General features: G+C 70.0%; 25 protein-coding genes, 1 tRNA gene and 3 pseudogenes. 8 read left to right on the plus strand and 21 right to left on the minus strand.

Annotated elements, in window-relative coordinates; all coding sequences use genetic code 11:
• Window positions 1–122: 122 nt before the first annotated feature.
• From ABZV94_RS15715 to ABZV94_RS15745, 7 genes are all read right to left on the minus strand, one after another.
• Window positions 123–575 carry a DUF5994 family protein gene (locus ABZV94_RS15715; protein WP_356340802.1) on the minus strand — a complete coding sequence of 151 codons (453 nt, stop codon included), beginning with the start codon at window positions 573–575 and terminating at the stop codon, window positions 123–125.
• A 302-nt stretch (window positions 576–877) separates the two neighbouring features.
• Entirely contained in the window at window positions 878–1,852 is a 975-nt protein-coding gene (locus tag ABZV94_RS15720; protein WP_356340803.1) for an STAS domain-containing protein, read from the minus strand.
• Between the two features lie 561 nt (window positions 1,853–2,413).
• Complete coding sequence (locus tag ABZV94_RS15725) at window positions 2,414–2,971, minus strand: hypothetical protein (protein WP_356340804.1); 558 nt, start codon at window positions 2,969–2,971, stop codon at window positions 2,414–2,416.
• Window positions 2,913–3,281, minus strand: coding sequence for a hypothetical protein (locus ABZV94_RS15730; RefSeq protein ID WP_356340806.1), 369 nt, complete (start codon window positions 3,279–3,281; stop codon window positions 2,913–2,915). Before ABZV94_RS15730 ends, ABZV94_RS15725 begins: the two co-directional genes overlap by 59 nt.
• A complete protein-coding gene (locus ABZV94_RS15735) occupies window positions 3,197–4,030 on the minus strand; it encodes a hypothetical protein (protein WP_356340807.1) in 834 nt (277 codons plus the stop codon). Before ABZV94_RS15735 ends, ABZV94_RS15730 begins: the two co-directional genes overlap by 85 nt.
• 257 nt (window positions 4,031–4,287) lie before the next feature.
• Window positions 4,288–4,707: an arsenate reductase ArsC gene (locus ABZV94_RS15740; RefSeq protein WP_356340808.1), complete on the minus strand. Its 420-nt coding sequence runs from the start codon at window positions 4,705–4,707 to the stop codon at window positions 4,288–4,290.
• A 47-nt stretch (window positions 4,708–4,754) separates the two neighbouring features.
• Window positions 4,755–5,390 carry a three-helix bundle dimerization domain-containing protein gene (locus tag ABZV94_RS15745; protein WP_356340810.1) on the minus strand — a complete coding sequence of 212 codons (636 nt, stop codon included), beginning with the start codon at window positions 5,388–5,390 and terminating at the stop codon, window positions 4,755–4,757.
• Window positions 5,391–5,492: 102 nt separating this feature from the next.
• Here ABZV94_RS15745 and ABZV94_RS15750 point away from each other — a divergent pair, with 102 nt between their 5' ends.
• From ABZV94_RS15750 to ABZV94_RS15760, 3 genes are read left to right on the plus strand one after another with little or no spacing between them, the layout of a single operon-like run.
• Window positions 5,493–5,807: a metalloregulator ArsR/SmtB family transcription factor gene (locus ABZV94_RS15750; protein WP_356340811.1), complete on the plus strand. Its 315-nt coding sequence runs from the start codon at window positions 5,493–5,495 to the stop codon at window positions 5,805–5,807.
• A 40-nt stretch (window positions 5,808–5,847) separates the two neighbouring features.
• Window positions 5,848–6,636 (plus strand): MIP/aquaporin family protein, encoded by a 789-nt coding sequence (locus tag ABZV94_RS15755; RefSeq protein WP_356340812.1) that lies wholly within the window; start codon window positions 5,848–5,850, stop codon window positions 6,634–6,636.
• Window positions 6,633–7,688 carry an ArsO family NAD(P)H-dependent flavin-containing monooxygenase gene (locus ABZV94_RS15760; protein WP_356340814.1) on the plus strand — a complete coding sequence of 352 codons (1,056 nt, stop codon included), beginning with the start codon at window positions 6,633–6,635 and terminating at the stop codon, window positions 7,686–7,688. The genes ABZV94_RS15755 and ABZV94_RS15760 overlap by 4 nt, the downstream gene beginning before the upstream one ends.
• Before the next feature lie 6 nt (window positions 7,689–7,694).
• On the opposite strand, the gene ABZV94_RS15765 is transcribed toward ABZV94_RS15760, so the two are convergent.
• Window positions 7,695–8,096, minus strand: a complete 402-nt coding sequence (locus ABZV94_RS15765; RefSeq protein ID WP_356340815.1) for a TIGR02391 family protein — start codon at window positions 8,094–8,096, stop codon at window positions 7,695–7,697.
• Between the two features lie 105 nt (window positions 8,097–8,201).
• On the minus strand, window positions 8,202–8,438 hold the full coding sequence (locus tag ABZV94_RS15770; RefSeq protein WP_356340816.1) for a hypothetical protein: 237 nt from the start codon (window positions 8,436–8,438) through the stop codon (window positions 8,202–8,204).
• A 245-nt stretch (window positions 8,439–8,683) separates the two neighbouring features.
• Here ABZV94_RS15770 and ABZV94_RS15775 point away from each other — a divergent pair, with 245 nt between their 5' ends.
• Window positions 8,684–9,898: an IS110 family transposase gene (locus ABZV94_RS15775; RefSeq protein WP_356340817.1), complete on the plus strand. Its 1,215-nt coding sequence runs from the start codon at window positions 8,684–8,686 to the stop codon at window positions 9,896–9,898.
• 47 nt (window positions 9,899–9,945) lie between these two features.
• On the opposite strand, the gene ABZV94_RS15780 is transcribed toward ABZV94_RS15775, so the two are convergent.
• A complete protein-coding gene (locus ABZV94_RS15780) occupies window positions 9,946–10,323 on the minus strand; it encodes a metalloregulator ArsR/SmtB family transcription factor (protein WP_356340819.1) in 378 nt (125 codons plus the stop codon).
• A gap of 260 nt (window positions 10,324–10,583) precedes the next feature.
• On the opposite strand from ABZV94_RS15780, the gene ABZV94_RS15785 reads away from it, so the two are divergent.
• Together ABZV94_RS15785 and ABZV94_RS15790 are read left to right on the plus strand one after the other, a co-directional pair.
• On the plus strand, window positions 10,584–11,957 hold the full coding sequence (locus ABZV94_RS15785) for an FAD-dependent oxidoreductase (RefSeq protein ID WP_356340853.1): 1,374 nt from the start codon (window positions 10,584–10,586) through the stop codon (window positions 11,955–11,957).
• 7 nt (window positions 11,958–11,964) lie between these two features.
• Window positions 11,965–13,215, plus strand: coding sequence for an MFS transporter (locus ABZV94_RS15790; RefSeq protein ID WP_356340820.1), 1,251 nt, complete (start codon window positions 11,965–11,967; stop codon window positions 13,213–13,215).
• 73 nt (window positions 13,216–13,288) lie between these two features.
• On the opposite strand, the gene ABZV94_RS15795 is transcribed toward ABZV94_RS15790, so the two are convergent.
• The 7 genes and pseudogenes from ABZV94_RS15795 to ABZV94_RS15825 all read right to left on the minus strand — a co-directional run bounded on the left by ABZV94_RS15795 (window position 13,289) and on the right by ABZV94_RS15825 (window position 19,620).
• The gene (locus ABZV94_RS15795) at window positions 13,289–14,338 is read right to left on the minus strand and encodes a serine hydrolase domain-containing protein (RefSeq protein WP_356340822.1); all 1,050 of its coding nucleotides are present in this window, start codon (window positions 14,336–14,338) and stop codon (window positions 13,289–13,291) included.
• A gap of 98 nt (window positions 14,339–14,436) precedes the next feature.
• Window positions 14,437–15,550, minus strand: a pseudogene (locus ABZV94_RS15800) (glycosyltransferase family 4 protein).
• A complete protein-coding gene (locus ABZV94_RS15805; protein ID WP_356340854.1) occupies window positions 15,547–16,065 on the minus strand; it encodes a deoxycytidine triphosphate deaminase in 519 nt (172 codons plus the stop codon). The pseudogene ABZV94_RS15800 and the gene ABZV94_RS15805 overlap by 4 nt, the downstream one beginning before the upstream one ends.
• A 12-nt stretch (window positions 16,066–16,077) precedes the next feature.
• Window positions 16,078–16,617, minus strand: coding sequence for a dCTP deaminase (locus ABZV94_RS15810; protein WP_356340823.1), 540 nt, complete (start codon window positions 16,615–16,617; stop codon window positions 16,078–16,080).
• Window positions 16,617–17,863, minus strand: a pseudogene (locus tag ABZV94_RS15815) (bifunctional metallophosphatase/5'-nucleotidase). The gene ABZV94_RS15810 and the pseudogene ABZV94_RS15815 overlap by 1 nt, the downstream one beginning before the upstream one ends.
• A pseudogene (locus tag ABZV94_RS15820) lies at window positions 17,860–19,180 on the minus strand (UDP-N-acetylglucosamine 1-carboxyvinyltransferase). The pseudogenes ABZV94_RS15815 and ABZV94_RS15820 overlap by 4 nt, the downstream one beginning before the upstream one ends.
• A 2-nt stretch (window positions 19,181–19,182) precedes the next feature.
• Window positions 19,183–19,620 (minus strand): ATP-binding protein, encoded by a 438-nt coding sequence (locus ABZV94_RS15825; protein WP_356340824.1) that lies wholly within the window; start codon window positions 19,618–19,620, stop codon window positions 19,183–19,185.
• Window positions 19,621–19,795: 175 nt separating this feature from the next.
• Between ABZV94_RS15825 and ABZV94_RS15830 the strand changes: the two genes are divergently transcribed.
• Both ABZV94_RS15830 and ABZV94_RS15835 read left to right on the plus strand, forming a co-directional pair.
• Window positions 19,796–20,929: a helix-turn-helix transcriptional regulator gene (locus ABZV94_RS15830; protein ID WP_356340826.1), complete on the plus strand. Its 1,134-nt coding sequence runs from the start codon at window positions 19,796–19,798 to the stop codon at window positions 20,927–20,929.
• Between the two features lie 55 nt (window positions 20,930–20,984).
• Window positions 20,985–21,800 (plus strand): site-specific integrase, encoded by an 816-nt coding sequence (locus tag ABZV94_RS15835; protein ID WP_356340828.1) that lies wholly within the window; start codon window positions 20,985–20,987, stop codon window positions 21,798–21,800.
• 127 nt (window positions 21,801–21,927) lie between these two features.
• On the opposite strand, the gene ABZV94_RS15840 is transcribed toward ABZV94_RS15835, so the two are convergent.
• The 4 genes from ABZV94_RS15840 to ABZV94_RS15855 all read right to left on the minus strand — a co-directional run bounded on the left by ABZV94_RS15840 (window position 21,928) and on the right by ABZV94_RS15855 (window position 25,522).
• Complete coding sequence (locus tag ABZV94_RS15840) at window positions 21,928–22,272, minus strand: hypothetical protein (protein WP_356340829.1); 345 nt, start codon at window positions 22,270–22,272, stop codon at window positions 21,928–21,930.
• 113 nt (window positions 22,273–22,385) lie between these two features.
• A tRNA-Arg gene (locus ABZV94_RS15845) sits at window positions 22,386–22,458 on the minus strand.
• Between the two features lie 26 nt (window positions 22,459–22,484).
• Complete coding sequence (locus ABZV94_RS15850; RefSeq protein ID WP_356340856.1) at window positions 22,485–24,116, minus strand: IclR family transcriptional regulator C-terminal domain-containing protein; 1,632 nt, start codon at window positions 24,114–24,116, stop codon at window positions 22,485–22,487.
• 95 nt (window positions 24,117–24,211) lie between these two features.
• Entirely contained in the window at window positions 24,212–25,522 is a 1,311-nt protein-coding gene (locus tag ABZV94_RS15855; RefSeq protein ID WP_356340830.1) for a M6 family metalloprotease domain-containing protein, read from the minus strand.
• Window positions 25,523–25,571 lie beyond the last annotated feature (49 nt).

Raw genomic sequence — 25,571 nt, forward strand, 5'->3', positions numbered from 1 at the left:
TCCGAGCCGATCGGAGCGGCGGGCTGGGACGGTGCAGGGTCTGCCAGTGTCATCGCTCCACCGAGGGGTCGTAGACGACCCGGGACTGGCCCCGTCACCCGGGCCCGTCCGGATCGGGCCTCTCACCTGAGTCCGGCCCCTCCTTCCGACTCCCATGTGTCCTGTCCGCCGAGGCCGCTCTCGGCGAGTGCCAGCAGGCGCGGAGCCGACAGTGGGTTTTCGGGGTCGGCGGCAGCGGTCAGCAGCTGGCTTGCCGTTCCGGCCGGCTCGTCGGGGGGGATCACCAGCAGTTCCCAGCGTCCCACGGTGCCGCAGTCCACGGTGATGGCATGCGCCTCGGCGGCGAAGTCGGTCAGGATCACCTCGATCACATGGCCGGGCGCCATCACCTCCTGCGGGGCATCGGGCCAGGCGGCGGTCCCCACGGTCACGCGGGTGACGGTGCCGATGCTCGGATCCAAGGAGCCGACCAGCGTGGGCAGCTCCAGTTCCAGTGCGTCGCAGCGCGGCCACCATGCGCCGTCCAGCGGGCCATGGCTGACGTCCGGCGTGAGGCGCAGCCGGGGCATGGGCATCTGGTAAGTGTGTCCGTCACCTGGCGCCGTACCTTCGGCGGGCTTTGTGATGGCGTTCATGGTGCGATCCCATTCGGGGCGGTTTCCGGCTGCCCGTGTCTGTTACTCGCCGGGAACGGCGCCGCCGTGATCGTGCGCCCGAAGGTTCTCGGTACCTGTCAGGCTACTCCCGGCCGTGGCAAGCGGCGCGGCGCGCAGCCGTCCAGACAGCCATCGCGTCGAGACACGTCCGTACGGCGGAAGACGCGTGGCGTGACGGCCCTGGCCGGGTACGACCGCCGGCTCATCGCTCCTCTGCCACATCATCGGCGTGCCGAGGGCTGCCCTTCGGCAGACAGGGTCAACACGCAGGGGGCGACAGGGCCGGGCAGCCCGACGACCTCACCCATGTTCTGCCAGCCCCAGGACGAGAAGGCGGCTTGTCCTGCCAGGTCGGCAGGATGCAGCAGGGTGACCCCGAGGGAGGAGTGCAGGTCTGTGAGCAGACGCTGTTGCAGGCGGCGGGCGATATCGCGGTGCTGAGCGTGCGGATGGGCCACGACCTGGGTGAGGACGACGAACCGTGCGCGGTAGGTGAGCCGCTGGATGATCTCCTGCAGCGTTCCGTCGAACCCCCGGCGACCGGAGCAGTCAGAGCCCACCGGAAAACCGAAGGCGCAACCGACCAGCACCGTCGTCTCGGCGACCAGCAGGGCGAAACCGGGGCGGTGGGCAGTGACCGCCAAGCGGTGCAGGAAGTCTCCGCGGTCGTGGTACGCCTCGCCGGCGGTGCCCGTGACGGACTCCGCAGCCAGGTCAGCGATGTCCTCGCGCATGTCTTCTGCCTGCCAGCGGGTCAGCCGGCGAAGGCGGATCCCGTCGCTGAGGACCGGCTGATCCACCCGACGAGCAGGGTCCTCGGGCGCCCGCGTCGCGGTACTCACGAGGTCGCCGGATGCGGCGGGCGGCACGGGACTCATGGGGGCCGTAAGGAGCAGCGAATTCGATCCGGTGGCATCGAGGAGCCGGGCGATCTGAGCGCACGGATGGTGCAGCCGCAGGCGGGCGTGGACCCGGCTGGCGCGTCGTGAAGCCGACAGGAGGACGTCCAAGCCCCGGGCGTCGCAGGAGCTGACCGTGGTCAGGTCGATGTCGATCTCGGTGACGCCGTCCAGCAGACACTGCTCCACTGCGGCCCGCAGCAGCGGCGTCGTGGCCGGCCCGATGTCGCCGGCAAGCGTGACGAGCGTCCGCTCTCCTCGGTTCCGTCGATGGATGTCCAGCCGGGAAAAGGTCATCACGCCTCCCCTCGGCGGGTTTGCGGACCTGCACGGGTGCTCAGCGCGGCCCCTGCCATGATGAGCTTGCGCGGAGTTGCTCCGACCGCGGCGGACATGATGCCGACCCGTCTCCGCGCCGACCACTGGGGCGGCCCGGGGTTCGTCTCTCGCCGAGGACGACCCGGCGGGACGGCCGGAGCGCGTCATGCCCTCGGTACTTCAACCGTACGTCGGCCGCAACCGGAAGCGGCTGCGGCGACGGGCGCGCGGCACGGGCCGTCCCCCGGTCCGGGCTCTTTGGCGAGTACGAGCGTGTGGGTCCGCGCCAGGCCCGGCTTGCGAAGGCCACCTCCGGCGTTGTCCTCCACCTCTATGACGTCGAAGGCGACCGGGGCTTGCCCCCATCCTTCCCAGTCGACGGTGGTGAGGTCGGGGCCGCCGAAATTGGTCCAGTGGAAATCGCCATCGCGCATGGCAGCTGAGGAGAAACTGGCCGCACTCGCCTCTTGGCGAACGGATTGGAGCGCAGACGGTGAACGCCGTTTCCCAGGCTCACGTGCCCTGGTGGGCCAGCTCGCTTCAGGACCACGCCCCCCAGACAATGACCGCAGCGGCTGCAACCAGGGCGACCGAGACGGCCCAGACGATCGCTGTCCGCGCAGAGGTTTGCTGGGCCCCTCCGCTGACTTCGGCTCGCGCTGATCCGCGATGGCGCGCGACCGCAATAGGCGCCGTGACGGTCACAGAGGACTTGTCGCCCGTGATGATGTTGATGCTTTGGAGTGCTTGAGCGACCTGGTCCGGTGTCGGATCTTTTTGCCCTTGTGGCATCGCGGCCCGCAACTCCCCGACGAGCTGGACGAGTCGCGTGCGGACCTGGTCCAGAATGCCCTCCAGGGCTGACGGGTGCACAGCCCAATACAGCCTGAGAACCTGCCTGGGCGAGTTCTGGCTCATGAACACGGCCAGGTCGGCAGCCATGGCCGGACCGAGCTGCACAGTCTGGCCAGGATTTCCGGCGATGAGGGACTCGATCTGGCCGACGCCCTGCCCGAGGCGAAGTTCGCCGCCCAGACTGTCACGGGCGAAGTCCGGCAGGTCGAACATGCTGACCGGCTGCTCCCGGAACTGGTACATCCCAGCGAGGCCATCCATCACCAGGGGGGGCAGAGATCCTCCGGTAGTCGGGAATCGGCACGTCCGTGCCCTCGTAACCCTGGAGTTCCCGCAGCGCCCAGGCCCGCAACGGTTCGGAGTGAGCGTGCCCGCCCAGGGTGATCACCTGGCGCAAGATCGGCGCGAGCGGGCGGCTCTCGTCGAGGACGTCGCCTTCCAGTCTGTCGAGGCGGCTTCGGCGGAATCTCACTTCACGGCCACGGTGACGATGACGCCAGCAACCGTCCCCAGAGAGGCGATGGCACCCCAGATGACCGAGGTGCGGTGCCACCAGGGCTGCGGAGTCGCGGGCGCGGGTTCATTGACGTTGGCGCTCGCGGTGCCGCCGCGGTCCGCTTTCGCGTTCGGCGCCACGATGTTGAAAGTGGAGCCGTCGCCTCCTGTGATGTTGAGGGCTTGTTGCGCGGCCGAGTCGATCTGGGCGGGGTTGGGGTTCTGCTGGCCCGGGGGCATGGCTGCTCTCACTTCCGCGACGAACTGGGTCAGACGGGTTCTGATTTGATCGAGGACGCCCGCGATACTGGCGACGGAGACGTCCCAGTGCAGAGACGTGATCTGGGAACCTTCGTTTCCCTGCTGATGCTGCTCCTGTGTCATCAGCAGGGCGTACTCGGCAGAACCGGGCGGGCTCAGGCGTACCGCCGCCCTGTCGGTGCGGGCGACCAGCGCTTCGAGTTCCCGTACTCCTTGTCGGATCGGCGCGCTCTCCCCGATGCCGCGATCCTGGGCGTGTTGAGGTAGTTGGTTTGGGCTGACCCGCTGGGTATTGTCCCGAATGATCTGACCTGGAAGGTAGAGATCGACCACGACTTCGAGCGCGGCTGGCACCTTCCGGTAAGAGGGCAGCTCATCGGACGCCGCGTACCCCTCCAGCTCTTTCAGCGCCCATGCGCGCAGCTCCTCATGGCGCGCGTAGCCGGCCAACATGAGGCACTGCCGGAGCGCAGTGGCGAGAGAGGCAGCGTCGTCTAGGACGGCGCGCTCAAGCTGCTCTAGTCCTCGGACGTCGGGTGTCGTCACGGCATCCAGTTTGCACGGCCCCACTGACAACACCGGTCGGATTCGTTGCCCTGGTGCGAGGATCCAGCCTGGAGCAGTGGAACCGGGCGTTTACCGGAGGCCGCACCCGGGCCCTCGGCCGGCCCGCCCTCGACTACCAGCAACCAAATGGGCCTCCGACTCCGTCGGCGGCCCATCGCGAAAGATCGAGGCTAGCGGGCAGCGGTATTTGCGGCGGGTCCGGGATGACCTCGCGTATCCCGCTGCCGGTCACGAGGTCACGCTTCCTGCTTGGCGTCAATCTCGGCGATCAGCGCCTCGATGCGGGTCTTGATCTCGTCGCGGATCGGGCGAACAGCTTCCACGCCCTTGCCGGCCGGGTCCTCCAGGGCCCAGTCGAGGTACTTCTTGCCGGGGAAGATCGGGCAGGCGTCGCCGCAGCCCATGGTGATGACGTAGTCGGACGCCTGGACGGCCTCGGTGGTAAGGATCTTCGGCTTCGCCTCGGAGATGTCGATGCCGACCTCTTTCATGGCCTCGACCGCGGCGGGGTTGACCTGGTCGCCCGGGATGGAGCCGGCGGAGCGGACCTCGATCCGGTCGCCCGCGAGGTGGGAGAGGAATCCGGCGGCCATCTGCGAACGGCCGGCGTTGTGGACGCAGACGAACAGCACGGAGGCGAGCGGGCTGGAGGACATTGGTTCTTCCTTCGTAAGTGGATCAAGGGGGGATGGGGGAGTCGGTTTCAGGTGCTCGGCAGCGAGTCGAGCAGCTGGGTGATGTGGGCGTCGGTCCCGTCGCGGATGCTGCGGACGACGGCGATCGGGGCGCCCTCGGGGTCGGTGACGGGCCAGTCCAGGTAGCGGCGGCCGGGGACGATCGGGCAGGCGTCGCCACAGCCCATCGTGATGACGATGTCGGCGGCCTGCACGACCTCGTCCGTGAGCGGCTTGGGGAAGGCGTCCGTCAGGTCCACTCCGGCCTCGGTCAGTACCTGGGCGACGACCGGTTCGACCGCGGCCGCCGGGTGCGTGCCCGCCGAGGAGACGACCATGTTGCCGTTCACCCGGTGGGCGAGGAGGGCGGCGGCCATCTGGGAGCGGCCGGCGTTGTGGCTGCACACGAACAGCACCCGCGGCAGGCCACTGCCCGGCGACCCCTGAACATGCGCGAGCGCGTCCAGCCGCTCCGTGGCCAGGTGCTCGGCCAGCACCACCAGGTGGGTACGGATGCGGGCGTGCTCGGCGAGCCGTTCGTAGGAGTCGATGATCAGGCGCTGGATGGTCTCCGGGGAGAAGTGCCCGCGGTAGCGGACGGCGAGGCGGGCGATGCCGGTCGCGAGGCGTTCGTCGGGCAGGACGGGGGGCGGGGATGCGGTCATGGGAACCCCTTCGGGGCGTGGGTCCCCACGGGTGTGGGGATGCGGGTCCCAGGGATCAGGTCAGGCTGGTATCAGCCCGGAGTGATGTGAGAGTATCAGTCCATGCTGATGTCAGTCGACGCTGATCTGTTGCGGGTCCTCGCCGACCCGCTCCGCCTCCAGATCGTCACCCTGCTCGCCAAGGAGACGCTCTGCACCACACACCTGATCGAGGAGACGGGGGCCAGGCAGACCAACCTCTCCAACCACCTGAAGGTGCTGCGCGAGGCGGGCGTCGTGGAGACGGAGCCATGCGGCCGGTTCACCTACTACCGGCTCAAGCCCGACGTCATCGCCTCGCTTGCCGGTCAGTTCGCCGACCTCGCGGAAACCGCGCGCGCCACCGCCGAGAACAACGTCAAGCGGTCCTGCCCCTGACCCGGCGCCCGCCGCCATCCGCATGCTCCGAGGAGTCCTGTTGACCACCACCGAGGCCACCGAGCACGACAGAGCCGGCCAGTCGCCCATAGCGCCGGTCGCTGAGCCTCAGCCCGCCCCGGGCGCCACCCCGCCCCAGGCCCCGCCGCTGCTCGCCAAGGCCGCCGCCGAACTGGTCGGCACTGCGGCGCTCGTCGCGGTCGTGGTCGGCTCCGGCATCCAGGCCACCGAACTGACTAAGGACGTCGGCCTCCAGCTGCTGGCCAACTCCACGGCCACGGTCTTCGGCCTCGGCGTCCTGATCGCCCTGCTCGGCCCGGTCTCCGGCGCGCACTTCAACCCGGCCGTCACCCTGGCCGAGTGGTGGACCGCCCGGCGCGGCGGCGCCGGAGTCACCCTGCGAGAAGCGGCCGTGTACGTCCCCGCGCAGGTCGCCGGGGCGATCGCGGGCTCGGTCCTGGCCGATGCGATGTTCGGCGAGCCGCTGGTGAAGTGGTCCACCCATGACCGGTCGGCAGGGCACCTGCTGCTCGGCGAGGTCGTCGCGACCGCCGGCTTGATCCTGCTGATCTTCGGCCTGGCTCGCACCGACCGCCTGCGCTTCGCCCCCGTGGCCGTCGCCTCCTACATCGGCGCCGCGTACTGGTTCACCTCCTCCACGTCCTTCGCCAACCCGGCGGTGACCATCGGCCGCGCCTTCACCGACACCTTCGCGGGCATCGCGCCCGGCTCGGTAGCGGGCTTCATCGCCATGCAGCTCGTCGGCGCCGTGGTCGGCCTGGCGCTGGTGGCCCTCATCTTCATGCCCGGCCGGGAAGCCGCCGAGTGACGCGCACGTCCCAGGTAGTGGTGGTCGGCGGCGGCCAGTCCGGGCTCGCCGCCGGCTACCACCTGCGCCGCCTGGGCCTCGACTTCGTCATCCTCGATGCCCAGACCACTCCGGGCGGCGCCTGGCAGCACACCTGGGATTCCCTGCACCTGTTCTCCCCGGCCGCGTACTCCTCGCTGCCCGGCCGCCTCATGCCACAGCAGACCGGCGCGACCTACCCCGACGCGCAGCACGTGGTGGAGTACCTCGCCGACTACGAGAAGCGCTACGAGCTGCCCGTCGAACGGCCCGTGCACGTCCACGGCGTCCACCGGGACGGCCAACTCCTGCGCGTCGAGACCGACTCCGGCACCTGGCATGCGCGAGCCGTGATCAGCGCGACCGGTACCTGGTGGCGCCCCTTCCTCCCCGCCGTTCCAGGCCGCGGGGACTTCGGCGGTCGCCAGCTGCACACGGTCAAATACCGGCGCCCGCAGGAATTCTCCGGCCGCCGCGTGATCGTGGTGGGTGGTGGCAACTCCGGCGCGCAGATCGCCGCCGACCTCGCCTATGACACCAAGCTGACCTGGGTCACCCAGCGCCCGCCCCGCTACCTGACCGACGACATCGACGGCCGCGCCCTGTTCGACGCGGCCACCGCCCGCCGCCGCGCCCTCGACGAACGCCGCACCGACACCGGCGGCGTCGCCTCGCTCGGTGACATCGTCGCCGTCCCGCCGGTCCGTGAGGCACGCGACCGCGGCCTGCTCAAGGCGAGCCCCATGTTCACCCGCCTCATCTCCGGCGGCGTCGAATGGGCGGACGGCACCCGCGCCGAGGCCGACGCCATCATCTGGTGCACCGGCTTCCGTCCCGCTCTCTCCCACCTCGCCCCACTCCAGCTCCGAGGCCGACGCGGCCACATCGCCACCACCGGCACACGCGCGGCGGACGAGCCACGCCTGCACCTGCTCGGCTACGGCGACTGGACCGGGCCCGCCTCCGCCACCCTCATCGGTGTCGGTCGGCCCGCTCGGGAGGCGGCGAGGGAGATCGCGAGGCTTCTCCGCTGAACCGGCCTACGCGGTTTCCAGACTGGCGGTGTCGACCCAGCGCGCGAGCACGCTGAACGCTGCCAGCTGCTCCAGCGCCTCGTGCTCGGGCAGTTCGGGCAGGCCGTCCTCATGACTGTTCGGGTTGCGTATGCCTGCGTAGCAGCCCTCGGCGAAGGCCATGGCGCCGCGGTGGACGCTGCGGAAGGTGTCCCCACCGTCGTCGTCCATAAGGCGCAAGCGCGGCTCGCCGGCCTTCGGCGGGGACTGCGAGAAGGCATTCTGGAAAAGCTTCGTCTCGCTCAGGTCCCGGCGGCCGACCTTGTTCTGCGTCTCGGCGTTCACCTTGCGGGCCGCTGCGGTCACGGCCTCGCGGAAATGTCCGCTGCGCCAGAGGGCTTTGGCCCCTTCCCAGACCCATGGGTGCATAACTCCGGCGCTCAGCTGCGGGGCATCGTCACCGAGGCGGCCTCGGACCTCGGCGTCCCGCTGTATGGCAGCATCCGCGCGCTGGGCTGCCTCACGGTGCTGGCACTAGCGATTGACGGTCTTGTTCCGGTCTGAGGGGACCTCGGTACGCCAGCGTGGCAGGACACGGTCCAGGATCTGCTCCACCACATGGGCGCTGGCCACGATATCTGCCTGGGCGCCGCGGTTGGAGCGCCTCGAAGTGACGGTGAAGATACCCGGCGGGTCGTCGGGTCGGTACAGCTCGGTGAGCTTGAGGAACTGGGCCAACTCCTCGCGAGCCCAGGCGATATCCATACCCATGGGCTCATCGTGCCGCACGGCACTGACATTGATGCTGATACTCAGGTTCTGGCGGTCGTGACTCGGGCACTGACTGACGCTCTGCTGGGCTGTCTTCGCGTTGGTCTGTCCGGCCGCCGGAGCTCGTTCTCATGGCTCCGGCCGGGCGGAACATGACCTGACAGGAGCTTGGTCAGAAGCCCCTTCAATGTCCTGTCTGCGCCACCCGGCCGGCGCCCACCTTCGGCTGGGAAGGCACTATCAGCATGGCATCAGAGCTTGCGACGGACACCGTGGACCAGGATGTGTTCGGCGGGGTCGATTCCCACGCCGACACCGTCCACGTCGCTGTGATCAGCGACAACGGCGGCCATCTCGCGGACGCGGAGTTCTCCACCACCGCCGCTGGATACGCAGCAGCTCTGGCCTTCCTGGCCGCGCACGGACGTGTGGTGGCGATCGGGGTGGAAGGCACCTCGTCTTATGGGACCGGTTTCACCCGGACCGCCCGCTCCCGCGGGCACCAGGTCGTCGAGGTCAACCGCCCCGACAAGGGCGAACGGCGCCGCACCGGCATGTCCGACCCGATCGACGCCTACGCTGCCGCCCGCGCCGCCCTGTCCGGCAGAGCCTCTAGCTCCCCCAAGGACGACACGGTCGCCGGGATACGTGCCCTGCACAACGCAGCCCGCTCCGCTGTCAAGGCCCGCACCGCCGCACTCAACCAGATCGGCAACGTCCTCATCACCGCCCCGGACGCCATCCGCGCGAAATACGGGCAGCTCAAGGGCACCGACCGCACCGAGGCCCTGGCCCGGCTGCGGCCGGCCGGCGACGCCCTCCACATCGCCGTCCTGACCGCGTTGAAGAGCCTCGCCCGCCGCGTCAAGGAGCTCACCGCCGAGCACGAAACGCTGACGCAGGCCCTGGATGCCGAGGTCACCACCCACAACCCGGGCCTGCGAACGACCTACGGTGTCGGGCCCGACACCGCCGCACAACTGCTGATCACTGCGGGCGGCAACCCCGAACGGATGCGGACCGAGGCGTCCTTCGCAGCCCTCTGCGGAGCCGCCCCCGTCCCCGCCTCCAGCGGCAGAACCAACCGTCACCGACTCTCCCGGGGAGGCGACCGGACCGCGAACTCCGCGCTCTACCGAATTGCCCTGGTCCGTATGTCCGGTGACGCCCGGACCCGCGCATACGTCGCACGACAGACCACTGCCGGACGGACGAAGAAGGACATCATCCGGATGCTGAAACGGGCCATCGCCCGGGAGATGTTCCGCTGCCTCACCACCACGGTCACCACCCCGGGCATAGCCGACCTGCGGCCCATGCGGCAGGCCAAGAACATCACCCTCACCGCCGTCGCCCAGCACTTCGGAGTCTGGCCGACCACCATCTCCAGACTCGAAAGAGGCCTCAGCAGGGACGACGACCTCACCCACGCCTACCGCGACTGGCTTCAAGCCGCTTGACAGCAATAGGAGCATCAACGCCCGACCCTCGAAGTGAGGCCAAACCGTCAGGCCGCAGCCGGCGCTATGGTCAGCAGCTTGCCCATCGCGGCCAGTACAGACGGCTCGACCCGGTAGTACACCCAGGTGCCGCGCCGCTCGGAGGTCAGCAGCCCGGCCTCCTTGAGCTTCTTCAGGTGGTGGGAGACGGTCGGCTGGGAGACGCCGACGTCGGAGATGTCGCACACGCACGCCTCGCCGCCCTCGTGCGAAGCCACCGCCGAGAACAGCCGCAGCCGCACCGGATCGCCCAGCGCCTTGAACATCCGCGCGGCCGTCTCGGCCTCCTCCGCGGTGAACGGGCGCTCGGTGAGCGGCGGGCAGCACGGCGCCACGGCGTCGGCGGCTTCGGGCTCTATCAGTGGGAGCACCTTAGTATTCGACATGCGTCTATGTTGACACATGTCGAACCAGGGGGGGCGAGGGGTGAATGTTCACCCATGAGCGAGGTGCCCTGCGGGCGCCATGTAGCGCCGACGTCACCGCCGGTCTCGGCCGGTCGCCCTCGCTCGCCGCCGCATCGACCTGTAACGCGCCTGCGACCACTGATTCGGTGAATGTCTATGTTGACGCTCATCGATACAGGTGCCATGCTGGGCGTCGCAAGACATCGACAGACGTCGAATCAAAGGGGAACCCCGTGGCTGTGTCCACCGACAGCGTGCCCACCACCGGCCAGCTGCCCGTCATCGTCATCGGCGCCGGTCCGGTCGGCCTGGCCGCCGCCGCCCACCTCGTCGAGCGCGGTATCGAACCGCTGGTCCTGGAGGCCGGCCCCTCCGCCGGAACCGCCGTACGCGACTGGGCGCATGTGCGGCTGTTCTCCCCGTGGGCCGAGGTCACCGACCCCGCTGCCGAGAAGCTCCTCGCCCCCACCGGCTGGACCCGCCCCGACGGCGCCACCTATCCCACCGGCGGCGACTGGGCTGAGCAGTACCTCCAGCCGCTCGCCGACGTCCTCGCCGACAAGGTCCGCTACGGCGCCACGGTCACCGGCGTCGCCCGCGCCGGCCGCGACCGCATCGTCGACGCCGACCGCGACGAGCAGCCCTTCACAGTGCACATCGAGCTCGCGGACGGCGGCGAGGAGCGCATCAGCGCCCGCGCCGTCATCGATGCCTCCGGCACCTGGTCCATCCCCAGTCCGATGGGCGCCGACGGCTTGCCCGCCCTCAGCGAGAAGTCGGCAGCCGACCGCATCTCTTACCGCGTCCCCGACCTGAGGGATCCCGCTGTTCGCGCCCGGTACGCGGGCAAGCGCACCGCCGTCATCGGCTCCGGAGCTTCCGCCTTCACCGCGCTCGCCTACCTCGCCGACCTGGCCAAGGACGAGCCCGGCACGCACGCAGCATGGGTCCTGCGGCGCGGCATCGGAGCGAACACCTTCGGCGGCGGCGAGGCCGACCAGCTCCCTGCCCGAGGCGCCCTGGGCCTGCGCGCCAAGGCCGCCGTCGAGGCCGGCCACGCCTCCGCGGTGACCGGATTCCGTACCCAGGCCGTGGAACGCGACGGCGACCAGCTGGTACTTGTCGCCGAGGACGGCCGTCGCCTGGATCCGGTGGACGAGGTGATCGTGCTGACCGGCTTCCGGCCCGATCTGTCCTTCCTGTCCGAGGTCCGCCTGGGCCTCGACGAGCGCCTCCAGGCTCCGACCATGCTGGCCCCGCTCATCGATCCGAACGTGCACTCCTGCGGCACGGTCTACCCGCACGGCGTGAACGAGCTGTCCCACCCGGAGAAGGACATCTACCTGGTCGGCATGAAGTCCTACGGCCGCGCCCCCACGTTCCTGGCGATGACCGGCTACGAGCAGGTCCGTTCCATCACCGCCGCCCTCGCCGGCGACCGCGAGGCCGCCGAACGCGTCGAACTGACCCTGCCGGAGACCGGTGTGTGCGGCGGCGCCGGCCTGTACGACGACCCCGACGCCGCCCAGAGCGGCGAGGGCGGAGGCTGCTGCGCCGCCCCGGCCACCCTGCAGATCGGCATCGGCGCCCCCGCCTCCTCGGGCGGCTGCTGACCCGCTGATGGACAACCTCCAGACCAGCGAGGCCGTGATCGGTACGGGGGGCCGGTCGCGGCCTCGTGCCGCCCTGCCCGCGCTCTGCGCCACGCAGATCACCAGCTGGGGGATCGTCTACTACGCATTCCCCGTCCTGAACCCCCAGATCGCCGCCGCCACCGGCTGGTCGACGACCGCAACAACCGCTGCTTTCTCCGGGGCCCTCCTCATTTCCGCCCTCACTGGCATTCCGGTCGGCCGCATTCTCGATCGCCACGGGCCGCGCGCCGTCATGACCACTGGATCTGTGCTCGGAGCTGTCGCGTTGCTGGCGATCGCCCAGGCGCCCAATCTTTTGGCCTTCACCGTCGCCTGGCTGCTGGCGGGAATGTCCATGGCCGCGACCTTCTACCAGCCCGCCTTCGCCGCCGTGACGCGTTGGTGGGGCGAACAGCGTGTACGCGCCTTGACCGTCGTCACGCTTGCGGGCGGCCTGGCCTCCACCGCCTTCGCACCCCTGACCGCCGCACTCTCCGAGCACTTCAGCTGGCGTACCACATACACGCTGTTGGCTGCACTTCTCGCCTCGGTCACCATCCCCGCTCACGCCCTCGCGCTGCGGGCTCCATGGCCACCAGCGCCCACGCCCCACGTCCGCGCGGCCGATGGCAACCGGTCAGTGGTTCGCAGCCGGCCGTTCCTGCTTCTCGCCGCAGCGCTGACACTGAACAGTTTCGCCATGTACGCCGTCGTCATCGCCCTCGTTCCGCTGCTCATCGTCCGCGGCTTCAGCCCGACCGCCGCTGCGTGGGCCCTTGGCCTCGGCGGTGCGGGCCAGACTCTCGGCCGTACGCTCTACGCCTCTCTTGCCCGATGGACGAGCGTCACCAGCCGCACGGTGCTGCTGATCAGCGCGGGAGGAGCCACCACGGTGGCGCTCGCACTCGTGCCCGGTCCCTATCCGCTGCTGCTTGCCCTTGCCATCGGCGCGGGCATGGTGCGGGGCAATCTCACCTTGCTCCAGGCCACCGCAGTAACCGACCGCTGGGGCGCGACTCATTACGGCAGGCTCTCGGCTGTCCTGGCGGCACCTGCCACCATCGCCGGCGCACTGGCCCCCTTCGCCGGGGCCGCACTTGCGCGCGAACTGGGCGGTTACGCCCCTCTGTTCGCACTGCTGGCGGTGACCTCGCTCGCCGCTGCCGTATTGGCCGCTGGATCGGGGCACGGACTTGCTCCGACCAAGGCGAGGCAGCGGAATGCGGTGAGGCTGTGAGGGGCTCACGTCCGACGTCGTCCGACGTGAATGGCGGCCTACGACGTTTCCTTCATGCGGCCACACGCACCACTTACATGAAGGCGAGTTCACGGAGGGCGTTACGGACATCGGCCAGTGGTCCGCGGTCCCGGGTGTGGTAGAGCTTGTTGGTCAGGAGCACTGCCCACAGGCCCCTGGTGGGTGAGACCCACATTCCTGTGCCCGTGAAGCCGTAGTGGACCCATGTGTCCTGTTCCGCGGTGGTGCCAGGGGCCGGATGCCAGAACAAGCCGCGCGGGGGTTGCAGCGCGCCGGTCTGGATCGTGAGCGACTCGGTGGTCCAAGCGGGGCCGAAGCCAGCCTGCCTTGGCGCGGTGTCGGTCTCGGTGTTCAGCATGTAGCGCAGGAAGGCAGCGAGGTCGTCGAGGACGGTGAAGACGCCGGCGATGCCGCAGACTCCGCCCAGGAGGCGGGCCGAGAAGTCGTGCGCGACTCCCTTGAGGTGGGTGTCGGTGTCCTGGTCGAGTTCGGTCGGTGCGCAACGGGCCGCGATGTCGGCGGGCAGTGGGCCGAAGCGGGTGAACTTCATGCCCAGTGGGTGCCAGGTGCGGACCGTGGCCAGTTGGTCCAAGGGCTGGCCGGAGAGATGTTCGGCAAGGTAGCCGAGGATGAGGGCGGCCCGGTCGGTGTACTCGACCGCTTCGCCGGGTGGCCGGTGGAGTTGCTCGTGCAGTACGCCGCGGCGGATGTCGGCCGGATCGGTGCCGTAGAGGTTCTTCAGCTGGGCTCGCAGTGGGACGCCGGCCGTGTGGGTCAGCAACTGTCGGGCGGTCACGGCGCCGAGCGGATGGCCGGTGACCTCGGGCCAGAAGGCGCCGAGCGGCTGGTCGAGGTCGAGGGCGCAGTCCTCCCACAGGGCGCCGATGGATGACCACACGGCGAGGATCTTGGTGAGGCTGGCGGCATCGAAGACGGTGTCGGAGCGCATTGGCACGTCCGGCTCGTCGGGATCGAGGACGCCGGTGGTGCCTTGGGAGTGGATGCCGGTGGCGTCGCCGACGGCCCACACGGCGCCGGGGTACACCTTGTCGCGGACGCCTTCGTCCAGCAGTGCTTCGATGCGGTCGCTGCCGTACGTCATGGTCTCCCTCTTCGCCGGGGCATCCCGCCGGTCAGCGTAGTGAGATTCGCGGGCCTGGCCGGGTAGTGACGTGTCGGACTGGTCGGACGGAATGCGGTTCAGGTGAGCTGGCGGCCGAGATCGGTGAGGGCTCGTGCGGTCGCCGAGAGGGGATAGCGCGCCGCGTTGGCGTACCCCGCCTGTTGTAAGGCGGCCAGGATGCTGGGGGAGGTGCGCAGACGGTCGAGGTCGCGGGCCAGAGCGGTGGAGCGAGTGAAGTCGGTGGCCATACCCGAGGCGGCGAGGGCTTCGCTGAGGCCGGGTACCGGTTGGTAGAGGACGGGCAGTCCGCAGGCTTGGACCTCCAGGGCGACCAGGCCCATTGCCTCCAAGGTGGTGGACGGTACCACCAGCACGTCGTGCTCGGTGAAGGCTTTCCACAGCTGCGGGCGGCGGAGCCAGCCAAGGTATCGGACGCGCACGCCGGCTCGTTGCAGTTGTGGGGCCAGCGCCAGGAACTGGGAGCGGGGCGCGGCGATGCTCAGCTCGACGCCCTGCACGGGGGCGAGGCTCTTGATCAGTGCTTCGCCGCCTTTCTCAACGGTCAGGCGTCCTGCGTAGAGCAGACGCAGATGACTGGGCGCAGTGCGGCTCGGCCGTCGTGGTGGCGCGGTGAGCAGGTGGTCGGGAACGCCCCAGGGGATGTGTGTGATCTCGCGGCGCTCGACCTGGGGGCGAGTTTGATGAGTCGGTCGGCCATCGCGGCGGTGGGCACCACGATGGCGTCCGCTGCCCTGGCGGTTTCGCGCAGCACCTGGAGCTGGTCCCGGTGGGCTTCGGCGAAGAGCAGGTCGGTGCCGTGAACCAGCGCGATGCGGGGAGGTAGGGGCAGTGCTCGAATCAGCGCTGGGGTGGCACCGAAGGTGAGTGCTGTAGATGCAGGACGCCGACTTGCGCCGGGTCGACAGCGGCGGCGAGGGCCTTGCGCAGCGCTTGGACGTAGCGAGCGAATGCGATGCCTTCCAGGCACTTGCCGGCGACGGGCAGCAGACTGAGTCCGGCCGGGAGCGGGGGCCGGGTGCCAGGTGATGTCAGCATGAAGGCGCGGGCCGGGCTGAGAGGTTGGTCTCCGGTGTAGAGATCGAGGAAGAGTTCGACGCTGCCGCCAGGGCTACCCGCAGGGAGATCCAGGAAGGTGACAGCCAGAGGGCCGCCGGCCGAAGGGGAGTTCACCGGACTCCTCCACGGATCTCTTCGTAAAGGCGGGAGATGTCGATGCCGTCTGTGGCCGCGTACTTGGCGGGCTGCTGCTGGTAGCTGGCCGGGGCGCCGAATGGGGTGAGGAAGAGGAGCTTGCCGAAGGTCATGCCCGGATACACGCGCACCGGTCGGGCAACGCGCATCTCCAGCGTCCAGCGGATCGCGTGACCTTGGTGACCGAGCGGGGCCGACACGTGGACCCAGACGCCCAGGGAGCCGGTGGTGCGGTCGCCGTTCAGCATCTGCGCGTACGTCTCCGAGCCGGTCCGCTCCAGCGTGATGCCCAGGTACAACAGGCCAGGGCGCAGCACCAGACCGGCGTTGGGGATGGGCTGCTCGGTGTACGCGGTGGGCGCTGCGGCGTCGAGGACGTCGCTGTCGCAGATGCGGATCGTGTCGCCGAGCCGCCAGTCGTAGGGGTTGGGAGAGAGGCGGCTGGGCTCGTACGGGTCGATGGTGGTCTCGCCGGCCTGGACCGCGGCGGCGATGGCCGGTGAGGATCACGATGTCACCGCCCGAAGTCGGGCGATGTGACGCCAGTAGGCAGAGGGCTGTGGGCCCGTTGCAGCCTGGTACTTGCCCCGGTAGAGGTCGATGGCGCCGGTGGCGACGAAGAGCATGATCTGCCCGATCTTCATGCCCGGGTACACCCGCAGTGGTCGGATCGGGTTGAGCATGAGCGTCCACTGACCGTGGAATCCGATGTCGCCGATGGGTGCGGTGATCTCGACGGACAGTCCGAGCCGGCCGACGGAAGAGCGGCCGAACAGCAGCGGGACGAAGGTGTCGGAGCCGACCTCTTCGAGGGTGTGGCCGAGGGAGAGCTCGTCGGGCTGGAGAACCTGCCCATCCGGCCCGAGGGTGATTTCGCGGGTCGGGTTGGGACGGTGGGCGTCCAGGACCATGCTGGTGTAGGTGATCAGGGTCGGCCCCAGACGCACGTTGTAGCTATTGGGGTTGACCTGGTCGGCGGCGAACGGGGTGATGCGGAGGCGACCGTCGTGAGCGGCAGCGGTGATCTCGGGACCGGTCAGGATCATTAGTTGCCTCCATCCGCAGTGTCAGGGAACCGAGCGGTGAGGACGTGCTGGACGGTCTGGTCCAGACGCAGACCGGCCTCGTGAGTGCGTTCGCCGAGGTAGGTGTCGGCGAGGTAGTCCGTGGTCAGCACGGTGGTGATGGCGTCCGGCAGGGGATCGGGGGCCGTGACAAGCGGGCCGGTCTGGGCGGTCAGACGCGACAGGAGGCCACGGAGGTCGCTGCGTCCGGCGTCGGCAGGTGGGCGTGCACCAGCTGGTTGGCGAACGGCTCGATGGAGGCCAGGTCGCCCTGGGTGAGGGTCTCGCCCAGTGGGGCGGAGCGCAGCGCGGTCTCGTTGAGGATGACCGCGTCCGCGCCGAGCGCCGTGTGCAGGCGGGCGGTGAGGTCCAGGAGCAAGCCGCGCCGGTCGAGGGTCTGATGACGGTAGCCCGGTCGGATCGTGCCGAGGACGCTGGTCAGCTGCTGCTTGATGTCCTCGATGTGGGAGTGAAGGCGCACAAGCTCCGTCGGAACGGCGCTCGGGGACCTATCCGGGAAGCATGTGGTGCCCGCACCCCATCCTGTGCCCACGGGCGTGGCGATCGCATAGCCGTCGGCGAGTTCGCGGCCCTTGACGACGAGGGTGTCGCCGACGCGGACCGGTCCGTACTGATCGCTGTGGCAGTGCCCGGCGAAGATCACGTCGAGAAAGGGGCAGGCCGCCGCGAGTTTGCGGTCCTCCTCGAAGGAGGAGTGGCTGAGCAGGACCCAGCTGTCCACCTCGTGGTGGTGGGCGAGCCTCAGCTCGCGCAGGGCCTGGACAGGATCGATGACCGATGACGCAGTGGCCGGCCCGCTGGGCAACGGGGATCGAGTGGAATGCTTGCCGGCCGATCACGGCGGTCACACCGACGCGCCGGTCACTGATGTTGGCGATGTAGAGGCGGCGGAAGAGCGCGTCGCCGGTGTCGGCATCGACGGCGTTGGCGCAGACAGTGCGCCGATGGAGGTCGGGTTCGAAGTGGTGGGGCCAGCCGTGGTTTCCAGGGGCCAGTACGTCGTAGAGCTTGAGTAGGATCTCCCGTTCGATCGTGCCGTGAGCGAGGCGGTAGTAGCCGCTGCCTTCGAAGAAATCGCCGCAGTCCACGGTGAGCGAGGTGGCCGGAGCGCGTGGAGATGGGTCAGGAACGGTGCGGCATTGTCGAAGGCGGAGTGGACGTCGGTCGTGGCAACGATCTGGCTCAGAAGTCGAGCGCCGACGGTCATGGCGTGACCTCGCAGATGTCGGCGCCCAGGGTGCGCAGTTTGCCAGACAGGTCGGCGTGGCCGCGGCGCAACTGGTCGAGGCCGCCGATGGTGGTGATGCCTCGGGCGGTGAGGCCGGCGACCATGAGGGCGGAGACGGTGCGGATGTCGGTGGCCTCCACTCCTGCGCCCGTCAGCTGCTGGGGGCCGGTCAGACGGCATTCGGTGGGGGAGATCTCGTCGATCTCGGCGCCCAGGCGGGCCAACTGTGGCAGCAAGGTTGCCGTGGCGGCCGGGGTTGATGGCGTCGGCGAACAGGTGGGTGCCAGGGAGCCCGAGGGCGAGCACCATGAGCGGTGGTTCGAAGTCGGCGTCCAGGCCGGTTGGGCTGAGGGAGGCGATGGCCCTGAGAGGGCGACCGGTGGGGTGTGCTTCCTGGGCGTTCACGGAAACACCGTCCGGCTCCGCGTCGGCGGGGATACCGAGCCGGTGAAGGACGGCCAGGAACGGGCCTACGTCCTTGTCCTGCACGCCGGCGATGCGCGCGGTACCGCGTGTGGCGGCGATCGCGCAGGCCAGTGTGGCCGCCTCGATCTTGTCGCCGGGTACCGCCCAGACAGCGGCGTCGGTCGGCGGCAAGGACGGCGGTGAAAGGGTGAGTAGATGCTCGCTGGCGCGGGTCTCCCAGCCCACGGACCTGAGAGCGTCGAGCACGCACAGGACCTCCGGCGAAAGGTTGGGCTGGCCCAGCTGCAGGGGCCGGTTGGTCGTGAGGGCGCGCAGCGTCGCAGCCACGGTCGCACCGCGTGAGCGGAAGGGCAGTACGAGTGAGACGGTGCCGGTGTGAGGCGTGACGGCCTCCACGCGGTATCCGGAGCTGTCCTGCTCGCTCCGGTCTCCGAACGCCTCGTACACCTTGAAGTGCAGCTCCATCCCGCGGGTGCCGATGCGGCAGCCGCCCGGCCAGGGCAGCCGCGCTTGGCCGTAAAGCGCGAGCAGCGCGGGGACGAGGTAGTAGGAGGCGCGGATGCGGGCGGCCTGCGCCAGGTCGGGTAGTCCCCGGCGTACCTCCGTGGGCAGGATCACCGCGGTGGTGGGCTCGCCCAGAGGCTGCGCGACATGCCAGCCCGCCTGTTGCAGCAGAGCGAGCATGATCCGGACGTCTGTGCTGTCCGGGACGTTGCTCAGCCGAACAGGGCGGCCGAGAGCCGACGCGGCGGCCAGAAGCGGTAAAGCGGCGTTCTTGGAGCCGTCGACGCGTACGGTGCCGGCGAGCGGCGGTCCGGGGCGTACGGCGATCACCTCGGCGGCCACGCCAGGGGCGCGGGTGGTCGTCATCATCAACTCCTCTGCAGGGGAAAGGCGAAGGCGATTTCCTGGTTTGGTCTGGTGGTCAGGTCGATCTCGGCCCGGCAGCGCTTGCCGCCCTCCGCAGGTTCGGCGCCGTACCGGTCGGCGAGAGCGGCGACGAGGAACAGACCCCGGCCGCCTTCGCTGTCCGCATCGGGCAGGCCGGGCTGCGGCAGCACCGGGCTCGCGTCGCAGACCTCGATCCGCAGGACGTCCTCGTCGAGACACACCGTGAGCGAGACCGATCCGGTGTCGGTGTACTGGACCGCGTTGGTGACGAGCTCGCTGATCACGAGTTCGGCCGTGTGCATCACCTCGGTGCCCAGCCCCGCGTCCCAACCCGCTATGGCGTCCACGGCCTGGTGCCGGAGGGCGGTCGCTGCGGCGGGCGTTGCGGGTACGGAGAGAGTGAGCTGGTGCACTTCCATGAGTGGCCTCCCGGAGTAGGTGCGGCCACTTCAAGCAACCAGTCCGTCGCGGTGAGTGGTTAGCCCGGGTGCGGGCGCTGCATGAGTTATGCAGGAGCTGCATCACCGCCAACTACGGCTGATCTATGCTCGATTGAGCAGGCAGGATCAGCGACGGCGGAGGGAGCCGTGGCAGATGGCCGATGCGCATGGGGAAGCGAGACGGATCGGAGACCGGATCCGTCGGGCACGGGTGTTACAGCGGCGTTCACAGCACGACGTGGCCGCAGCGCTCGGGTATCACCAGTCCAAGGTGAGCCGTCTGGAGAGCGGTCGCGGCACGGAGGACATCCGCGTACTACGTGCCATCGCGCAGGAACTGAACATCCCGCCAGATGAGTTGGGCCTCGCCTTCACTCAGGACGCCTCCGCCACCGATCCAGAAGCTGATGACATGCACCGCCGCTCCTTCCTCGCCGCGAGCATCGCGGCGCTCGCGACCCCGGCCGGCTCTGCCGCCTCGCACACCGCCCTCGTCCAGGCCCTCCTGCCCGGTCCCGGCCCGGCAGGCCCCGGTGGCCCACAGGACACCACCGTGTTGCACGAACGAGTCGGGGCAGCGCTCAGGCTCTTCCACACCTGTCACTACACGGAGCTGGAGCGCACCCTCCCGGGCCTGATCGCCGATCTGCGACTGGCCGCCGGCGATGCGACGGACAGGGACACCGTGTCCGGGCTGCTGGCCACGGCGTATCAGACCGCAACCAGCCTGCTCCTCAAGCAGCACGATCAGGGCAACGCGTGGCTCGCCGTCGGCCGGGCGATGTCCGAAGCCGAACGCTCGGGGAATCCGGTGGTCCTCGCCTCCAGCGTTCGTGTCCAGGCCCATGTCCTGGTCCGCGAGAAGCACGCCACCGAAGCTGTCACCCTGGTCCGGCACACCGCCGACCAGCTCACCGGCTCCTACGACCGGCGTTCCCCGAAGTACCTCGCTGCCGTGGGACTGCTGCTCCTGCGCGGCGTGACCGCGGTCAGCAGTCGCGGTGACCGCGCCGCCACCAAGGGATTCCTCACCGAGGCGAAGGAAGTCTCCCGGTACGTCACTCTGGACAGGCCAGACGCCTGGGCCACCTTCAGCCCGACCAATGTCGCCCTGCACGAACTCAGCGCCCTGGTGGCCTTCGGCGACGCCGGCCTCGCCCTCCAGGCGGCCCGGCCCCTCATGCGCCGGCACATCCCGGTCCCCGAGCGGAGTCCTGGCTGGCCGCGCAGATCCATCTCGAGCGTTCGACCCGGGGCCGCTACCGCGGCGTTCTCGATGTCCACGTGATCCCCCGGTGGGGCACCACTCCGTTGGACCGCATCCAGTTCGAGGACATCGCCGAGTGGCTCGCGGACCTGTTGTCCGGCGAGGCGACCGGCGGCAGAAAGCTCAGCCCCGTTCGGTCCGCAAGGCGTACGTCGTCCTCAGTCGTGTCCTCGGCTACGCGGTCAAGGCTCGTCGCCTGGCGGTCAACCCGGCTGTCGGCGTGCCCCTGCCGAAGGCGGCGCCGGCTGACCACGTGTATCTCGACGACATGCAGGTCGACGCGCTGGCCAACGCGTCAGGCGCCTACCGGGTGTTCATCCTGCTGCTGGCCTACACCGGCCTGCGCTGGGGCGAGGCGTCCGCGCTGAAGGTGGGCCGCGTGGACCTGGACGCCTGCCGAGCGCACATCGTCGAGGCGTACGCCGAGGACAACGGCAAGCTCTACCTCGACACCCCCAAGAACCACGAGCGCCGGTCGGTACCGATCCCGCGGTTCCTGGCACAGGAGTTGAAGCCCCACGTCCAGGGCCGGGGAGATGAGGAGTTGCTCTTCACCGCGCCGCAGGGCGGACCGCTGCGGGCTCGCAACTTCCGTCAGCGGTTCTTCGCACCGGCGGTCGTGAAGGCCGGGCCGGGGCACCTCAAGGTCACCCCGCACAAGCTGCGGCACACGGCGGCTTCGCTGGCCATCGCCAGCGGCGCGGACGTCAACGTCGTACAGACGATGTTGGGCCACAAGTCCGCGACCCTGACGTTGGACACCTATGGCCACCTCTTCCCGGACCGCCTGGACGAGGTCTCGAAGAAGATGCACAAGCGCCGTGCCAAAAGCAGCTGGCCAAGGCGAAGGCCAAGCTGGAGAAGGCCGAGCGGAAGGCTTGCGAGCCGCTGAGGCGGTGGCTGCCCTGGAGGAAGATGCCGCGTGATGTGTGTCTGATCCGTGCTGGGTAGCCGTAACCGAAGGGGCCGCCCCACCGCGCTGATGCGGTGGGGGCCCCTTGCGTCTCCCCCGGATCAGGTCAGCCGCGCGGCCGGTGGCTTTCCTGCCGGGCTCGATCGATCGCAGCAGCAGCCTCATCGCCAGCCAGACGCTCGATCTCCTCGGGGACCTCCCGCTCGTCGAGCACGAAGAGCCGGCCACCGACGAGGTGGGTGGTCGTCTTCCAGCCGAGGCGACGCCCCGCCTCCCGAGCGGCACGCCGGACGTCCTTGAGCTCGCCCATCTCCGCAAGATCGTCGGCGCTCAGGATCAGCTGCCCGTAGTAGCCCTTGTACTGCGGCTTCAGGGCCGCCCGCATCAGCGATTCAAGCCGGTCGACCAGCTTCTCGTACCGGCGCCGGGCCAGCTCGTCCCTGACGGCCATCCTGCACAGCTCCCCACCATCCGCGCGCACGGCATGTGTGCCATATGTGTGCTGCAAGCGCAGGAGCCCTCCCGTCCGCTGGACGGAAGGGCTCCTGACCTGGTGCTTCTCTGTGCCCCCGGCAGGATTCGAACCTGCGACACCCGCTTTAGGAGAGCGGTGCTCTATCCCCTGAGCTACGAAGGCGTGTGCTCGGTCCACAGGGTACCGGATCAGGACGGGGGGACGTGGGTGAAGCGGGATGCGGTGTGGAGGTCCCGCTGGATGCGGGCCGCTGTCGCGTGGAGGGCGGGGAGCAGGTCGTGGACGCAGTCCCGCAGGGTGCGGCGGGCCGCGTGGGTGGAGATGTCGACGGCGGCCACCGTACGGCCCGTGCGGTCCCGTACCGGTACGGCGATGGACCGCAGGCCCGATTCCAGTTCCTCGTCGACCAGGGCGTAGCCCTGGGAGCGGACCTCGGCGAGCGTGGGGGACAGGGGGGCGGCGGTGTCCGCGAGGAGGACGCGACCCAGGGAGGTCGCGGTGGCCGGGAGCCGGGTGCCGACGGTGATGCGTACGGTCAGGACCCGGCTCGTGCCCGCGCCGGCCGTGTACTGGATCTCCTTGCCGCCGCTCGTGAGCACCGCCAGTGCGGTCGGTTCCCGTATCTCCTCCGCCAGGGCGCGCAGGTGCGGTTCGGCCAGGCGGGGTAGGGACGTCCGGGAAAGGGCCGGGAAGCCGAGGTCCAGGACGCGCGGGGTGAGGGTGAAGGTGCGGTCGGGGTGTGCCGCCACCAGGCCCAGGTGCTCGTGGGTGAGCAGGGCCCGGCGCGCGGTGGCCCTGGTCAGGCCGGTGGCGTGGGCCACCTCCGTGAGGGACAGCGCCGGGCGGCCCTCGCCGAACGCCGTCAGCACCGTCAGACCCCGGGCCAGTGATTCCACGAAGTCCCGGCCGAGTGCGTGCTTGGACGCCGTGGTCCAGGTCGCGAGGCCCGCGGGTGCGGGGCCCGGCTCGGGCGCGGGTGCGGTGCGCAGGTCCGCCTCCATCGCCTCGACCGCCGTACGCAGCCGGGGCAGCAGGCTGGTGCGCAGGTCCGCCGCGGAGTGCCGGCTGGTGTGGCTGACCACGCTCGCCACGCAGGCCGCGCGGCCGGTGCCGGGGTCCCGTACCGGTACGGACACCGCGACCAGGCCCGGCTCGATCAGCTGGTCGTCCACGGCCCAGCCGTCCCGGCGCGCCCGCTCCGCCCGTTCGGTGAAGGAGGCCATGAGGGAGGCGTCGTCCGCGGGGGCCGCCCTCGGGGGTACGGCGGGGAAGGACGCGTCCTGTGCGTCGGCGGACCGGCGTTCGCGCCAGCGGGTCCAGTCCGTCTGCGTCCACTCGGCCGCGAACAGCGCGCCCGGCGCGGTCCGTTCGGCCGGCAGCAGGTCGCCGATGCGGAAGCTGACGGACAGCGCGCGGCGGCGGGTGGCCTGGTGGATGAAGCGGATGCCGTCGAGGTCGGCGACCGCGAGCGACACCGACTCGTCCAGGTCGTCGGCGAGGGCGTCGGCGCTCGCGTCGAGCAGTGCGGGCAGGCGCAGCGCGGCCAGGTAGGCGTTGCCCAGCTCCATCACGCGGGGGGTGAGGACGACGTCCCGGCCGTCGAGGCGGACGTAGCCCATGCGGCCGAGGGTGCCGGTGATCCGGTCCACCGTGGAGCGGGCGAGGCCGGTGGACCGCTCCAGCGCGCTCGGGCTCAGCGTGCCGCCCGCCTCGGTGAGCCGCCGTAGCACCGCGATTCCGCGTACCAGCGGTCCGACCGCCTCCGCCGGCGTCCCGGCCCCGGCGCGGGCGTCGGCATCCACTGCGGTCATCGCGGGCATCGTCTCTCCGGTACGGCTTCCCATCGGGGCACGCCTACCGTAAACCCCGGTCGGCAAGCCGCGGGCAACCCGTGAGCAAGCCCCCGGCCCGGCTCTCAGACCCCTGTACCCGCTCCCGCCCCCCTCGTGATCCGCACCCGGTAGTTCCCCTCGTCGTCCGTGCTCAGGACCTGGACGGTGATGCCGTGGCGGGGGTCCTTGAAGGTTTCGCCGGGGGTGAAGGGGGCGTCGGAGAGTTCGGCGTGGACGTTGGGGCTGCGGGTGCAGCCGCCGCTGCTGCGGTGGCTGTCGTAGACCGTGATCGGGCCGCGGCCGGTGTCGACGGTGCCGTCGACCTTGTAGATGAGGACGCCCGGGCCGCACACCGCCTCGTCGTTGCCGCCCTGCGCGCGGACCTCCAGCGCGTAGGTGCTGCGCGCGGTGACCGGCACCAGGACGAGCTTTCCGCCGCCCGGCCTGTACAGCGGGGACAGGGTGTACTCGGCGCTGCCCCGCGCCGCCGCGCAGCCGACCTGGCCGCCGTCCAGCCAGCCCAGCTTCCACTTGTGCCAGCCGAGCAGGTCGTTGTTGGCGCCCCAGTCCTCGCTCATGATGTCCCAGTGCCCGACCGCGCCCCCGCCCTGCTGGGTGTACAGGTCGGGCAGGCCGAAGGTGTGGCCGTTCTCGTGGGGCAGCACCCGGTAGCCGGTGCGGGCGTAGGAGCCGGAGCCGTCGTCCTGGCGGGAGTAGACGAAGGAGGCGTTGGAGATGCGGACGCCGTCGGCGACGGGGGCGTCGTCGTTCCCGGCGAAGGTCACGGAGAGCACGGTGTCCAGGGCGGAGGGGCCGGCGTTCGGGGTGATGAGCACGTTCAGCAGGTCGTAGTCGCGGAAGTCCACCGCCGGGTCGGCGGCGGCCACGATGTCCTGCACCAGGTTCCGGTAGCCGGGGTCGAAGGGCGCGCCGCGCTCTATGCCGTACGCCTGGAAGGTCTTCGGCATGCGCAGCCAGGTGGTGACGGGGGTCTCGGGGCGGTAGTCGAGACGGCCGTACGACGCGGTGCGGAACCACTCCTGGGTCTGCGGGAAGAACTCGTGGAAGCGGTCCATCGCGTTGCCCGGTCCGGGGGCGTCGGGGAAGTCCACCATCAGGGTCAGGGCGCGGACGGTGCCGGTGGAGCGGGAGTATCCGGACGGGGTGGGCAGGCCCTCGGTCATCTGCACGTCCAGGCCGCCATGGATCATGCAGGGTACGAGCGCGGAGTTGCGGGCCAGGTTGACCGGCCCGGCGGCGGAGGCGGGCGCCGTCAGGTTCCCGGTCCCGGCCGAGGTGCTGACCGCGAGGGTCAGTGCGGTCACCATCGACAGGGCGGCAACCCGGCGCGGGCGTATGCGGCGGCGGGGGCGGGGCTGCGGCTGCGGCTGCATGCAGGGACCTTTCGCGCCACGGCAGCCGCCGGTCTCCGGCTGCACCCTT

This window comes from Streptomyces sp. NPDC004658, from assembly GCF_040609555.1.
Classification (GTDB): Bacteria; Actinomycetota; Actinomycetes; order Streptomycetales; family Streptomycetaceae; genus Streptomyces.